Genomic DNA, 14,031 nt, shown 5'->3' on the forward strand with positions numbered 1-14,031 from the left:
GCCCGTGGCCGCGAGGTTGTCTCGTTGACCCTGATCGACAGCGAAGCGCCTGGCGGCGAGGGTCTGGACGGTAAACCTTATACCGCCACAGCCGTGCTGGAACGCCTGATCGAGGCGCTGCAGTTGTCCAGCGGGAGAAGCCTCGAGCTCGACCCGCTGACGTTTGCCGGCAGCGATACCGTCACGCAAATGCACCTGCTTCAGCAAGCCATGGTGCGCGTCGGACTATTGCCGCCACGTCTTGCGGCACAGGCCCTGCAAGGGATTGTTCGCACGTTCGCCAGCGCCTTGCGCACGGTCTATCGACCTGAGCCAGGAGGCTACAGCGGCAGGGCGAGTCTGGTATTAGTGGACGATCCGCAACTGGATGCGCTGGATAATCAACTTGAGCATGCCGCTTGCGCGAGCCAATGGCAGCACCTGCTACCGCAGCTTTCACTCTGGCACGGGCCGGGCAACCACTTCAGCGTCCTGAAAGCGCCGGACGTCTATAGCCTGGCGGCCTGGTGGTACGACGGATTGGCAGTGGGTGTGGGGGAAACGCAATGACTTGGTGGGTATTGATAAAGCGTGATTGCAGGCGCAAGGAGGTCTTGCATCGGAGGCGGTGAGGGTGGATCCGGGAGGGGCGATCGGTATCGCCCCGTCCTTTGCATCAACTGGCGGTCAGCAGGTTGAAAAAACGCCCGCTGATGAGCCATACATCCAGCGCATCAGGGAATTGCGACCGCTGATGCCCAGCTTGATCGCCGCGCGGCGCTGGTAACTGCCCACGGTATTGACCTTGAGTGCGAGCCGCTCGGCCTGCTCAAGCGCGGTATGGCCGGCGAGCAGCCCCAGGCACACTTGGGTTTCGCGTTCGGACAACGTCAGTCCCGTTTCGCGCAGTCGTTCCTGGAAGCGTTTTTCAATGCTTTCGGGCTTTTTATGCTCGATGCCGGGCATTGCTGATTGCAGGGCATTGACATGTTTTTCAAGTATCGAAAACAGCAGAGGAGAAATGTCGCCTAGTTGCCGGCGTTCCTTTTCTGAAAATTCATGCGCGGGAAGCGCCCGAAATACGGTTATTTTACAGCTAAAGTTTTCCGAGGCCTGATCAGGGTAAAGATGAATCGAGTCACTGAGCAACAGCGTGCCTCGTGATGACGTCACGGTCTCGTTAAAGACCGTCGGTGCAGAGGCGGGTGGCGTTTGCCAGGGCTGTGGCAGGGAGGAGAGGTGCGTGGCATCTACCGCAAGCTGAGTGTCGATCAGCTTGTGGAACATGCTGGAAAAATTCCCGCTACCGATGCTGGCTATGGCCCTGCCAATCTGCGGAAGTAGTGTGTTAGGCATGTAGTCATCCATGAGTTTAAAGCTGCTGACAATGGTATAGACGCTGTAAGCATGGCGCAGTCACATCAACTTGGCCGTTGGTGTTTCCGCCACGAAATCAGCGTTAGATGCCCGCTAGAGCATCTGGAGTGAAGTACAGCAAAGCGTATCGCCCTGAGGTTACCTAAATACTTCACTATCAGAAAGAGTGATGATCATCGGTCGGACGGCGCGTAAGGAGGCCGCAGAAAGCGCTCAGGCGAACTAGCGCTAGCGGGTGTTTCCTGCTCTTGTTACGGGAAGTAGGGAGTGGAAAAGATCCCCGCGAATGTGCACTTAACGTCGCGACATGACGGGGACATACCGTTTGGCAAGCGTCTATTTACCGATCATGAATCGGGTCACCAGACGCGTAAGCCGTCCGTAAGGTGCCGAGACCTTGTCGGACATGTTGAAACGACCGAGCTTGAGAACACCGCGGGCGTGGGACAGACGTACGAAGCCTTCGTAGCCATGATAGGCCCCGGTGCCACTGTCGCCGACACCGCCAAAAGGCAGGTCATCCTGAGTCGCGTGCAGCATAGTGCCATTGATGGTCACGCCGCCGGACTGCGTGCGGTTCAGCACCCGGTTTACAGATACCTGATCGTTGGAAAAGCAATAAAGCGCCAGCGGTGCCGGACGCGCGTTGATAAAGGCGATGGCTTCATCCAGCGACTCATACGCGAGGATCGGCAGCAGCGGCCCGAAAATCTCTTCGCCCATGACATCTGCTTGCAGGGACACCTGAGTGAGTGCCATCGGTGCGATTTTGCGTTCGCCCGCCGTTGCGGGCGCATTGTGTTGCCATGCCTTGGCACCTGTCGCGACGGCCTGACTGGCCATCGCCATAAGCCGGTCGTAGTGGCGCTGGGAAATAATCGAGGTGTAGTCAGGATTGCCATCGAGGGTCGGGTACAGTTTTTTCGCTACAGCGAGCCACTCGCTGGCAAATCTGTCCACCTGTTCGCGCGGGACGAGCACATAGTCAGGTGCTACGCAGGTCTGACCGGCATTGAACAGTTTGCCGATAGCGATCATCCGCGCAGCTTTGGTGATCGAAAAGTCGTCGCAGACCACCACTGGCGACTTGCCGCCCAGCTCCAGTGTGACCGGTGTCAGATTGCGTGCGGCCGCCGCCATGACCTGGCGGCCCACGTGGGTTGAGCCGGTAAACAGCACATGGTCGAAAGGCAACTCACTGAACTGGCCCGCCAGCGTGGCGTCGCCAGTGATCACGACAACCTGCTCGGCAGGGAACGCTTTGCCCAGCAGTTGCTTGAGCAGCTCGGAGGTTCGGGGTGTCAGTTCCGAAGGTTTGATCATTACCCGGTTACCCGCAGCCAGCGCCTCTATCAACGGCACCAGTGTCAGCGTCAGCGGATAGTTCCACGGAGCCAGGATGCCGACGACGCCCAGCGGCTGATAAACCACCCGTGCTGTGGCGGGCCTGAAAACAATACCCGCCTTGCGCCGTGAGGGGCGCATCCATGCCTTGAGGTGCGAGCGGATGTGCTTGATGCCGTTGACCACCGGCATCAACTCACCGAGCCGGGTTTCGTCGAACGAGCGGTTGCCGAAGTCTGCGCTGACCGCCTCGAGCAACCTGTTCTGATTATCGCTGACCATACGCAGAACGGCGTTGAGGTCTGCGATTCGTTGATCGAAGGAAGGCGCACCCTGAGCGCGAAATGCGGCCTGCTGCGCCTCGAACAGCTCGGTTAGCCCGGAAGCGTGAAACGTCGTGTCTGGCGAAACCCTGGCGGATTGATTCATGACGCTGCTCCTGTGGCTGCGTGGTTTTTATAGGGGCTGCATGACGGCGATGGAACCTGCCGCTAGTACGGAGGCGTCAGCAGTAGTGTGTATTTCCTGGCTCACGTAATCGTTTAGCACCCCGACAGGCTGATGGAGGAACGATCCGGCCGGTTAAAGGGGCCAACCGGCTAACCTGCATGCCGCTCATCGCTTGCCATGCCCGGGTTCGGGCGCCAGGCGATCCAGATGACTGACGATCATCGCCGCCACCATCGCGCAGGTTTTCGCGGGCTCCAACGGCTCATCGAACAACAACTCAATGGTCGCGTGAATCATTTCCACCGCGACGCGGGCAACCATGGCGATGCGCTCGGGATCCGCGTCTGGAAAAGCACTGCCAATGATCGCAGCCTGAGCCTGGGAAACCCTGCGGTGTGAGTCGAGCCGCACATGCTCCAGAGCGGGAACCGCCCTCAGTGCCTTGAGCGTCCACATACCGCCCAGTGTGGCGTCAGTGACCCGGTACGTATCCAGAATCAGCTCGGCGAGCGCCTGTTCCAGCGCCTGCGGCGTGCCTGCGATCAGCTCGGGGGTGATCCAGTGATCGATCCGCTCGTTCTGTTTTTCGAGCAGGCGCTCACCCAGAACCGTCAGCAGCGCGTACTTGTTCGGGAAATAGCGATACAGCGCGGGCGGCGTGAGGCCGGCCCGTTCGCATACCAGATTGGTCGACAGGCGTTCTATGCCGACCTCGCACAGGGTGTTTGCCGTGGCGACCAGGATGCGCTCGTAGGTTTCGGTAGCACGCTGCTGCGCGGGCAGCTTCTTGCGTTCAACGCTTTTCCCGACGATTTGCTCGGGAGGGATTTCGGTTTTCAGCCTGGCCATAAATACCTGTCAAGAAAAGTGGGGCGCCAGCATGAGGATCAAAAAACAGTTGCTGCACGATAAAATGATAGCTATAACTATCGTGTAGCGATGACTATCATAACTGAAGCGTCGTTATTGTGACGATCTGTCAAAACAAAAAAATAAAAAAGGTGACGCTATGAACGTACGGCAGTGGCTTTTCCTCTCTTCGGTTCTGATGTGCTCCACCGGCCTTCATGCTGCTGCCGGTCCGCTTGAGGCCAAGGGCCTTTGGTTGACGGCTGAAAAGGACGCGGTGGTCAGACTTGACGACTGCGCAGACAAGGCCGGCGCTATCTGCGGGCAGATTGTCTGGGTCAAGGATGCGGCCTCGACGTCGAGTGATTGCGGCGTACAGATTCTGCAGCTGACCCGCTACGACCAGGATGCCTGGCGCGATGGCTGGGTGTACGACCCGCGTGACCAGAAAAAATATAAGGGCGCCGTTCGAGTCAAGGACGGACGCCTCAATGTAAGGGCTTTTGTCGGTACCGAAGTTCTCGGCAAGACCGAGCAATTCGAGCGAATCGCAACACTGCCTCCTGCCCCGGTTTGCAAATCGTAAATCCGGCACTTTAGCGTGGGAGAGAATCATGCGCACTTATACAACCCGTTATGTAATGGCTGCAGCCCTGTGCTCCGCAGCAGGCCCGACGCTGGCCATCGCCGATGAAATATCAAGCTACGCAGTGGATGTTACCGCCAAGGTCAGCTCGGACATTCGTACCCGCGGGATTTCCGATTCGCTGAATCGGCCCGGGGCCAAAGTGACCATTCAGGTCGCCCATGAAACAGGCCTGGTGGCGCTGGCCGAATTTACCACGGTCAGCAAGAAACAGTTTCTCGATGGCGACGGCGCAGGTGTATTGCTGGCTGGCGGTTATCGCTTCGGCGATCCGGATGCCTGGCACTATGGCGTCGGGCTTGCGGCCGAGATGTTTCCAGGGGCTCAGTTCAAGGCACCGAACCGGTTCGATTTCGAAACGTTCACGCCAGGTGAAGAGCACTCGACCAATTACAACAGCCAGTTCGCCGTGCTTGAAATCGGTTACGGCGCGTTCGAAGGACGAATCGCCCGGGTGCTCTCGAAAAACTACCGGGGCGCCAACAGCGGCGGGGTGTGTGGCGCGCAATTGCAGTTCCGCGATGACCCGACCAAAGGCCTCGATTGCTATGCCAAGGGTGATCGCAACTCCCGGGGCAGCATGCTCTATGACCTCGACTACAAGTACGCGCTGGGCATCAACACCAACCTGAAGCTGCACGCTGGCTACCAACAGATCGAAAACTTCCCGGAGGCTGACTTTGCCGATTATGGCGCAGGTCTGGCCCACCACTGGTGGGGCTTCGACTGGGGGCTTGACTGGGTGACGACCAAGACCAGGGCGCGCGAGCTGTATATGGCCGAGGACGACGGACATGTGCGCACCACGGACGGCAGTCGCTGGGTAGCGTCGATTTCCCGCACATTCTGAGTAGACCTTTATGACTTCGCTTTTCATTTCCCGGACGCCTGAGGCGGCTACCGGCCTGGAGCAACTCGTCCTCGCGATCGACCTGGGAACGTCCGGCTGCAAGTGCGCGCTGGTATCCATGGAGGGAGACATCCGCGCCTGGGCGTTTCACGGCGTGCCGCTGCACGTCAGTGGCCTGAGTGCCGAGCAGGAACCCGAGGACTGGTGGAACGCGTTTCTGCTCGGTGCCCACGAATTGCTGGCAGCCGACCCGCTCAGGCGTCGTCAGGTGGTGGCCGTGTGTTGCTCGACGCAAAGCGAAGGCACGGTCTGTGTCGATCGCGAGGGGACCGCGATTGGCCGGGCGCTGCTGTGGCTGGACAAACGCGGCGCCGGCTCGATCAAACGACGCATGGGCGGAGGCTGGTGCAATCTGGGTGGCTACGGGCCGCTCAAGCTCTGGAAATCGCTGCGACTGACCGGCGGGGTGGCGTCACTGTCGGGCATGGACTCGGCCGGGCACATGGCCTACATCCTTGACCACGACCCGGCAAGGTATGACAAGACGCACAAGTTTCTGAATGTGCTCGACTACATGAACATGCGCCTGTCGGGGCGCTTCTGCGCCACAGGTGACTCGATGCTGACCGCCTGGGTGACCGACAATCGCGATCCTCATCACATCCGTTACGACGCTAGCCTGATCAGGGCACTGGGTATCGACGCCGGCAAACTGCCGGAGCTGGTGGGCTCGACGGAAGTCATCGGCACCTTGAAGCCCGAGCTCGCCGATGCCCTGGGGCTGCTTCGATCCACACCCGTGGTGGCGGGTGCCGTGGACACCTCGGCCGTGGCCGTTGGCGCCACCGTGCGTGACTTCGCTCCGCATCTTTACCTGGGCACCTCGTCGTGGGTCGGCGCTCACGTGCCGTTCAAGAAATCCAGCGTACGCCATCACATCGCTGCAGTACCCAGTGCGGTCAAAGGCCGGTATCTGGCGATGGCGATGCAATCGGCGGCAGGTGCCAATCTGTCGTTTCTGCGCGACAAGGTGCTGTATCACCCGGACGAGTTGTTGAGCGATGAGCAGCAGCCGGACGTGTCCGCCTTGCTGGACCGTATCGCCGCCCGAGTGCCAGCGGGTTCGCGGGGGCTGATCTACACGCCCTGGCTGTGTGGCGAGCGCTCTCCGGTAGGTGATCCGAGCCTGCGTGCCGGCCTGATCAACCTGAAACTGGAGCATTCGCGGGAAGACATCATCCGGGCCTTCATGGAGGGCGTCGCGCACAACACGCGCTGGATGCTGGAGCCGTTCTCGCAGTTTATCGGCCAGTCGCGCGGAGTCATCGTCGCCACGGGGGGCGGAGCGCAGTCGGATGTGTGGTGCCAGATCATGGCCGATGTCTGCGGGCGGGTCATTCAGCAGCCGCATAACCGATTCAGACCAACGCACGCGGTGCGGCCTTCATTGCTGCAGTAGCGCTCGAAAAACTGCAGTTCAACGATCTGCCGGCCCTGCAACGGCCGCATCGGCTGTACGAACCCTCCGAATCAACCCGAAACCTGTATGACGACCGCTTCGCCACGTTCAAGGAAGTCCGCAAACGTCTGGCGCCGCTCTATCGCAGGTTGAACCCATCGCAGGAGACGGCACCATGAGCAATGTTCAACAGCAGATCGTCGACCTGTCGCGGCATCTGTCACGCCGCGGCTTCTTTGCCGCAACCGGCGGCAACCTTGCGCTGCGTATCGACGCATTGCACATCGCGGTCACTCCGTCGGCCACCGACTACTTCAGCATGCGGCCAGAGGACGTCTGCGTATTGCGACTCACGGACCTCAAGCAGCTGTCGGGCGAACGTTCGCCCTCGGTTGAAAGCGAGCTGCACGCGAAAGTCCTGCGCAGTCGCCCGGACGTCAATTGCAGCATTCATACCCATCAGCCACTGGCCAGCGCCTGCACATTGTTCGGCAAATCGCTGGACGTACCTTACCCGCCGCTATGGCAATCGCTGGGGCGGAGGATTCAGCTGGTGGGTTATGCGCCGTCCGGTTCCGGCTGGCTGGCAGGCAAGCTGGAAAAGACCATCCGGCCTGACCAAAACGCCTACCTGATGCGCAATCACGGCGTTCTGTGCTGTGGCCCGGACATAGAAACCACCCTGAAACGCCTGGAGGACCTGGAAACATTCTGTCGTGACCATCTTCTCAACCAGATCAAAGCCAACAGCCGTGGCAAACCCGAATCGCGCGTCGCAATAGCACGCCTGATCGACGCCCTGACCAGCGCCGGCACGCACGCCCTCAGCCCTCAGCCTTTTTCAGAGACTCAATCATGAACAGACCTCTCGATCCCGCCAATATCCCTGACATTCCGGCATCGGCCGTGTCGCAATGGCCCGATGTCGACTCACTCTATCGCCGCTTCGACGAGCTGGTGAAACAGCCGATTCGCCCGATCAAGCGCGACGCGATGAACAAAATCATGGGCTATTTCGACGAGCGCTGCCAAGGATCGAAGCGCCTTTCCGAGGCCGCCAAAAAGGTCATACCGGGGGGCGTGCAACACAACCTGGCGTTCAACTATCCGTTCCCACTGGCCTTCGCCCAGGCCCACGGTGCGCACCTGACCGACGTGGATGGCAATCGCTACACCGACTTCCTGCAGGCAGGTGGCCCGACGTTGCTGGGCTCCAATCACCCGGCCATTCGCAAACAGGTTGACCGGATTCTCGATGAGTGCGGGCCGGTAACCGGCCTGCTGCATGAATACGAGGTCAAACTGGCTGAACTGGTCTGCGAATCGATGCCGGGTGTCGACATGCTGCGCTTGTTGGGCTCGGGCACCGAAGCGGTCATGGCCGCTGTTCGCCTGGCCCGCGCCTATACCCGCAAGAAATGGGTGATCAAGATCGGCGGCGCCTACCACGGCTGGAGCGACCAGTTGGTCTATGGCATGCGCTTGCCGGGCACCGGGCGCATGGAAGCGGTGGGGATCCCGCGAGGCGCCACCGCGAACACTCAGGAAAGCCCGCCGAATAATCTCGACGCTTTGCGCCGCAGGCTGCAAATCAACCGTCTGCGTGGTGGCACCGCAGCCATTATGGTCGAACCTTTTGGTCCGGAAAGCGGCACGCGTCCGGTGCACGCCGACTTCAACCGACAGCTGCGGGCGCTGTGCAACGAATTCGATGCCCTGCTGATCTTCGACGAAGTGGTCACCGGGTTCCGCGCCGGTCTGGGCGGCGCGCAGGCTTACTTCAATGTCATGCCGGACATCACGGTATTGGGCAAATGCCTGACCGGGGGCTATCCCATGGCCGGTGCCATTGGCGGGCGCCGGGACGTGATGCAACTGCTTGCCGGTGGCATTGGCACATCCTCGCGACGGGCGTTCGTCGGCGGCACGCTGTCGGCTAATCCGTTGTCATGCGTCGCTGGTTATTACGCACTGGTCGAAGCCCGCCGCCTGAACGCGCCAGCGCTGGCGGGAAGGGCGGGCGACCGTATGCGTGCAGGCCTGGAGGAGATCATCAAACGGCGCGGCTTGCCCTATGTGGCGTACAACATGGGTTCCATTGTTCACCTGCAGACGTCCGGCGTCCTGCTGCTCGATACCGGCAACCCGCTCAAGCTGCTGAGGGCGCGCAATGAAGCCAAGACCCGCAAGCACATGATGGAAGAGATGGGCGCCGCGTATACCGCTCACGGCCTGATCACGTTGGCCGGCAGCCGTTTGTACACCAGCCTGGCTGACACCGACGATGTCATCGACGACGCGCTTGAACGCTTCGACGCTGTCTTTCAACTGGTGTGAGGTGAGCAGCATGCGCGATTCACTTCGACAGCAGTGGTTTGATCTGCGTGAACGCCTGATGGGTCAGGTGGACTCGCACAGCAGTGTTTCGTTGCGATTGCCGGGCGAACAGAGCATGTGGCTGGGCAAACTCGATGACCTGGCGCCGCAGGTAGTTGATTGCAACGACTCGGCAGCGGACGACGGCCAGACGCACGCGGCGATCTACCGGGCCCGAGCTGACGTCGGCGCCGTGCTGCTCGGCGGCGGTGCCTTTGCCAAAAGCCTGGTGGATTTTGGCGGAGTCCTGCCGATTCTATTTGATGAGCAGGCACGCCATATAGGCCACATGGCTACGCCCGCCAGTTCCGAACAACCGCTGGCGCGTCTGTTGAAGCGGGGGGGCAATGCTGCGGTGATCGACAGCACCCCGGTGGTGATGGGCACTACAGGGGCGCGGATGGTCCTCAATGCAGAGTTGTTCGAGAAATGCGCCAAGGCCTACACGCTGGCCAAGGCATGCGGCACGCACCTTACGCTACTGCCCTGGTGGGTGGTGCTGGTGGCCAACGGAAGGCTAATGAAAGACGAGAAGCGGGCGGCACAGTGTTTTGCCGAAGGCCGGATTCCGCCCGAAACCCGCGGTTACTGAAACTTCCGAAGAGGCGCATGCCATGCAAACGTCGTCCGCTGTAACTCGCAGACACCTGAGTGCCGCCTTGGCACTGGGCTCTGTCGCAGTGCTGATGGTAGGGCTGCAACCATTGCTTCTTGGCGAGTTACTGGCGCAAGACCACGTATCACTGGAAGGTGTCGGGCTGGTCGCGATGGGTGAAATCGTCGCGCTGGGGCTCGGTGTGGTGCTGGGCGATCTGCTGCGGTCGATGCTCAACCTGCGCCTGCTGACGGTCATCGCCATCCTCTGCGCTGCCGGAATGGATCTGGTCACCGCCAATGTCACCGGCGACGGGCCGTTGACCGCTGCACGTGCGCTAGCAGGGCTGGCCGAGGGCCTACTGTTATGGGGCGCCGTCAGCCTTATCGTTCAGGGGCCTGCGCCAGACCGGGTGGCTGGCGCATTCATGGTCGTCCAGACCCTGGCTCAGGCACTGATGGCCGCCGCGCTTGCGTACCTGATACTGCCTGATCGTAGCGTGCATGCAGGGTTCGTGTTTCTGGGAGTGCTCACCGCAGGCTCAGTGCTGTTCATTGTCTGGCTACCCGGACGCTTGCCGCAGCAGCCTGACAGGCAGCCGGATACGACAGGATTCAAATGGAATCTGAAGCAGGTGCTGCTGTTGACGCTGGTGTTCATGCAACTCTCGGCTGTCGGCGGGCTGTGGGCGTATCTTGAACCGCTGGGCATTCACGCGGGGCTGCGCGCTCATGCGGCGCAATTGCTGGTGTCCGCGATGTTATTCATGCAGGTGTTGGGCGGCTGCCTGGGCATTCTGCTGGTACGCAGGGTGCCTGATTACTCGATGTTGGCCATCGCAGCGTTTCTCCTGGCCGGCATTGCATTGGGCATGTACATAACGGCCGATCAGGGGATTAACGTATTTCTGGGCCTGTGCGCGTTGTTTGCCCTGATCTACCTGATGTTGACGCCGTTTCAGGTGCGCATTGCGCTGCAGATCGATCCATCGGGACGCATCGCAGGGCTCATTCCCGGCATGCAATTGCTGGGCTGCGCATTCGGACCGCTGCTTGCGTCGCAGTGGGTATCGGGCGACAACGCTCAACCGGTGCTGCTGGTCAGCGTCTGGCTGTCGGTATCGGCTTTGTGCCTGATAGCGCTGCTGCACCGGCGGGCAGTTGATAGAAGGGTTGGGGTTGTGGGCGGGGTTTGATTGGTCGCCTGGGTGCGATTACAGAGCGAACAACCCGGGAGCCTCATTCAGGAAGGGCTCAACCAGGCGACCTGATTTCCTGCCTTCCATGCCAGTCCGCTTAGGACAAGGAGCCCCAACAACACGGAATACACCCAGTACGCGCCGATCCAATCGTATGACCAACCGGCCAGAATAACGCCCACCAGCCCTGCAAAACGACTCATGAAATCAATGGCGCCGTACCAGCTTCCAATGATCTCCTTGGGTAACGTAAGCTGAATGGCGCTAGCTGTACTGCGAAAGTATACAGTGGTACCAAACTGGAATAGAAACATACCGACAGCCACCCATAAGAAACTTCCTCGGAACCACAGGGTCATTGCGATACCGGTGAACATTAACGCGTGGGCGGACAGTATGGTGGTGATTAGGCTTTTGTCCTGGAAAGACGACATCGTAAATCCTCCCAGCACTGCGCCAGTGGTTCCGAGCGCATAAAGATAACCTGTTTGCTCGGGAGAAAATGCATGGAAATCTCGGAGAAAAGGAATCCATAAGAGCGCCAGCACGCTTATCACCAGAACGCAGGTAGAGTAAGACGCAAGGAAATTACGCCACTGCGAGGACCTTAGAAGGTTCACGGTTGCCATCGAAGCGCCGGTCACGCTTTCCTGGAAACGCGCTTTGAATGATGAAGACTCGACATCTGGGCGGGTAACACTCGTGCCTGCGGCCACTGACCACAGACTGAGCGCAAGAAACAAAGCGCCCATCATGAAGACGATTGAGGCAGTAAGAGCCATGGACAAGCCGACCTGGAAAATCACCAGCGCACCAATGGCAGGCCCTACCGCTCTGGCGACGCCGTTGATAATTGCAAGAAAGCCATTGACCCGTATTATCTCCTCCCTTGAAAAGAGGAAAGGAATAAAGGAAAACATGATAAGCCGGACGTACTGATGTACGAGGTCAACCAGGAAAGCAAATAACCATACCTGTTCGACAGAACTGCCTGGCGTCGAAAGGGTCGTCACAGCCACCGTAAAAACAATGATATTTATGATCTGCGTGGCGATGAACAGCTTCCATTTATCAAATCGATCAATAAACCCCGCCCCTAGCAGGGTGACCAGTATTTCAGCGCTGTAACCTATTGCATACGTCGTCATGACGGACAGGGTTGAGCCCGTCAACGTGTAGGCCAGGTTGGCAAATGCCAAGTCGTATACCGCTTCGGAGAGCGCAATCAGCACGCCCACCGAAGCAAATATATAGAGTACCTTTTTGTTTGAATAGGGAAGGGTGTGCACAGTGTCCATCCGTTATTTTTGCGTTAACGCATCAGGCTGCTATGATTTCAAAGTGTTCAGGTATCGCACTCTTTAATTCATCGAGGCTTGCGAAATTACTCTTCAAATCAAGCGCTTCAGCAGCGGGCGCCAACATTTGAATTTTCCCAAGCAACGTTCGAAGTGAGTCAGGTGTATCTAAATAAGGAGTCAGTGCTTTTTGAAACGCTTCCAGCGCAACGCATTCCGTTTCATCCTTGGCTGAGGCCACCAACGCGGCAAGTTCGGTTTTCCACGACATGCTGTGTGTTGTGATAACTTCTTGCATAGTGAATCTCCATCGTTATGAGAAAAGCAAGTGTGTGCACACCCCCATCAGGTAAAGTTATGCTGTTCAAATTTTGCCATCTTGTATACTACGCTGTGCGGGCACTGTAGCGTAGGGAGCGAAATTCTCGGGTAAGGAAGAGTATCTGATAATGGAACAAGGTCCTGTCCAAACATAGGGATGTCCGTTCTAGGCTCGTTCTTGTCAACGAATACCTCATGCTCGCAACGAATCAATATGTCTTGGGTGCTTGTTATACGGTAAGCGATACCTTGCTCTATTCTTATATTTATCCTGGGGTCAGAAATAATTGTGTGGTTTGTCATCTGTCCAAATGTTTCAGAGTTCTCTCTCAGGTCAATAAAGCTTAGAGTGATTTCAGCACCTTCATTATTTAGGAAGGTGTATATTTTTCTGGTGCGTGCATGCCAGTGGTAAGCAGCGGATTCTGCGTAATCTGACTTGAGCAGCAAAACATCTGAAACACAAGCATTAGTGTTTGGTACGAGGGTAAATGATTTACCCCCTGTCAATGCGTAACGATTGCGCCTGACTTCAACACCTGGGATTTTAGCTTTTTCTACAACCGCCGCCAATGAACGGTCATCGTTTGCCCATTGCTTGGGCTCAAGCATTACAAATTTCTTGGCGCCAGCAATTTGCACGGAAAAACGTGCGAGGTACGACTTCGGATTTTCAAGAAGTGATTGGGATATCTTTGACAAAAAAAGATGAGCCTCATCAGGCAATGTATACCGGTTTGGTCTGATGATGGGAAACTCGTCTAGCGCTGAAGAGCGAGGAACTGAAACCAGATCATTGTCCAGATTCCATGCGGGATTGTCGTGATCCACATACCATACAGGCTCATCGCGTGTCACGATGCTTTCGAGATTATCAAATGTATGCGCCACGCCTCGGGGGATGACCAATCGTCTTTCTAAAGAGGGCTTAAAGCGCAAGCGAACTATACGATGAAGCGTAGCACTGCCTTCTCTACAATCCACGAAAAAACCATCAATTTCAACGATCGGATCTCCCATGAACGTGAGTCGGTCATCTTGTCCGACGTGAATTCCATAAGTAGAATAATGAAAATTTTTCTCGTGAGTTACAAAGTCTGAAATGAGAGGGCCGGGACTGGAAATAAGCTTCTTATGGCAAAAACTAGTGGGTGATTTAGCTAACGATGTGAGATTAGGCTCAAACTGTAAGCCTTCAATAGAAAAGGCTAAGGAAAGGCTGCCATCATCAACTTTTTTGAACATAGATCCCTCGCATATTTGGGCACTTGAAAACTTTATTGTTCAAG

13 protein-coding genes and 1 pseudogene (1 of these 14 only partly in view) are annotated in these 14,031 nt (G+C 57.8%); 8 read left to right on the plus strand and 6 right to left on the minus strand.

The window, feature by feature from the left end:
• Positions 1 to 549: the 3' portion of a non-ribosomal peptide synthetase gene (locus V476_RS24060; RefSeq protein WP_024960900.1), read on the plus strand. The gene continues 17,232 nt to the left of window position 1, outside the view; only the last 549 of its 17,781 coding nucleotides appear in the window; its start codon lies beyond the left edge, outside the window; it ends in the stop codon at positions 547 to 549.
• 117 nt (positions 550 to 666) lie between these two features.
• On the opposite strand, the gene V476_RS24065 is transcribed toward V476_RS24060, so the two are convergent.
• The 3 genes from V476_RS24065 to V476_RS24075 all read right to left on the minus strand — a co-directional run bounded on the left by V476_RS24065 (position 667) and on the right by V476_RS24075 (position 3,999).
• Positions 667 to 1,335, minus strand: a complete 669-nt coding sequence (locus V476_RS24065) for a helix-turn-helix transcriptional regulator (RefSeq protein ID WP_024648407.1) — start codon at positions 1,333 to 1,335, stop codon at positions 667 to 669.
• Positions 1,336 to 1,692: 357 nt separating this feature from the next.
• On the minus strand, positions 1,693 to 3,129 hold the full coding sequence (locus V476_RS24070) for a coniferyl aldehyde dehydrogenase (RefSeq protein WP_024960901.1): 1,437 nt from the start codon (positions 3,127 to 3,129) through the stop codon (positions 1,693 to 1,695).
• A gap of 186 nt (positions 3,130 to 3,315) precedes the next feature.
• Positions 3,316 to 3,999: a TetR/AcrR family transcriptional regulator gene (locus tag V476_RS24075; protein WP_024665117.1), complete on the minus strand. Its 684-nt coding sequence runs from the start codon at positions 3,997 to 3,999 to the stop codon at positions 3,316 to 3,318.
• A gap of 160 nt (positions 4,000 to 4,159) precedes the next feature.
• On the opposite strand from V476_RS24075, the gene V476_RS24080 reads away from it, so the two are divergent.
• The 7 genes and pseudogenes from V476_RS24080 (at position 4,160) to V476_RS24110 (ending at position 11,120) form a co-directional block, all read left to right on the plus strand.
• Complete coding sequence (locus V476_RS24080; protein WP_004404540.1) at positions 4,160 to 4,585, plus strand: DUF2147 domain-containing protein; 426 nt, start codon at positions 4,160 to 4,162, stop codon at positions 4,583 to 4,585.
• 28 nt (positions 4,586 to 4,613) lie between these two features.
• Positions 4,614 to 5,495: a TorF family putative porin gene (locus tag V476_RS24085; protein WP_024960902.1), complete on the plus strand. Its 882-nt coding sequence runs from the start codon at positions 4,614 to 4,616 to the stop codon at positions 5,493 to 5,495.
• Between the two features lie 10 nt (positions 5,496 to 5,505).
• Positions 5,506 to 7,133, plus strand: a pseudogene (locus V476_RS24090) (xylulokinase).
• Positions 7,130 to 7,813, plus strand: a complete 684-nt coding sequence (locus V476_RS24095) for a class II aldolase/adducin family protein (protein WP_024665120.1) — start codon at positions 7,130 to 7,132, stop codon at positions 7,811 to 7,813. Before V476_RS24090 ends, V476_RS24095 begins: the two are co-directional and overlap by 4 nt.
• Positions 7,810 to 9,291 carry an aspartate aminotransferase family protein gene (locus V476_RS24100; RefSeq protein WP_024960903.1) on the plus strand — a complete coding sequence of 494 codons (1,482 nt, stop codon included), beginning with the start codon at positions 7,810 to 7,812 and terminating at the stop codon, positions 9,289 to 9,291. The genes V476_RS24095 and V476_RS24100 overlap by 4 nt, the downstream gene beginning before the upstream one ends.
• 10 nt (positions 9,292 to 9,301) lie before the next feature.
• On the plus strand, positions 9,302 to 9,922 hold the full coding sequence (locus tag V476_RS24105) for a hypothetical protein (protein WP_024960904.1): 621 nt from the start codon (positions 9,302 to 9,304) through the stop codon (positions 9,920 to 9,922).
• A gap of 22 nt (positions 9,923 to 9,944) precedes the next feature.
• Positions 9,945 to 11,120: an MFS transporter gene (locus V476_RS24110; protein ID WP_024960905.1), complete on the plus strand. Its 1,176-nt coding sequence runs from the start codon at positions 9,945 to 9,947 to the stop codon at positions 11,118 to 11,120.
• A 47-nt stretch (positions 11,121 to 11,167) separates the two neighbouring features.
• Here the strand turns inward: V476_RS24110 and V476_RS24115 are convergent, their stop codons facing one another.
• The 3 genes from V476_RS24115 to V476_RS28390 are packed head-to-tail and all read right to left on the minus strand — an operon-like array spanning position 11,168 to position 13,987.
• Complete coding sequence (locus V476_RS24115) at positions 11,168 to 12,421, minus strand: MFS transporter (protein WP_024661777.1); 1,254 nt, start codon at positions 12,419 to 12,421, stop codon at positions 11,168 to 11,170.
• Between the two features lie 22 nt (positions 12,422 to 12,443).
• Complete coding sequence (locus V476_RS24120; protein WP_010412379.1) at positions 12,444 to 12,719, minus strand: hypothetical protein; 276 nt, start codon at positions 12,717 to 12,719, stop codon at positions 12,444 to 12,446.
• A gap of 47 nt (positions 12,720 to 12,766) precedes the next feature.
• Complete coding sequence (locus V476_RS28390) at positions 12,767 to 13,987, minus strand: dTDP-4-dehydrorhamnose 3,5-epimerase family protein (RefSeq protein WP_122220441.1); 1,221 nt, start codon at positions 13,985 to 13,987, stop codon at positions 12,767 to 12,769.
• Positions 13,988 to 14,031: the final 44 nt, after the last annotated feature.

The organism is Pseudomonas syringae KCTC 12500, from assembly GCF_000507185.2.
GTDB classification, from domain to species: domain Bacteria; phylum Pseudomonadota; class Gammaproteobacteria; order Pseudomonadales; family Pseudomonadaceae; genus Aquipseudomonas; species Aquipseudomonas syringae.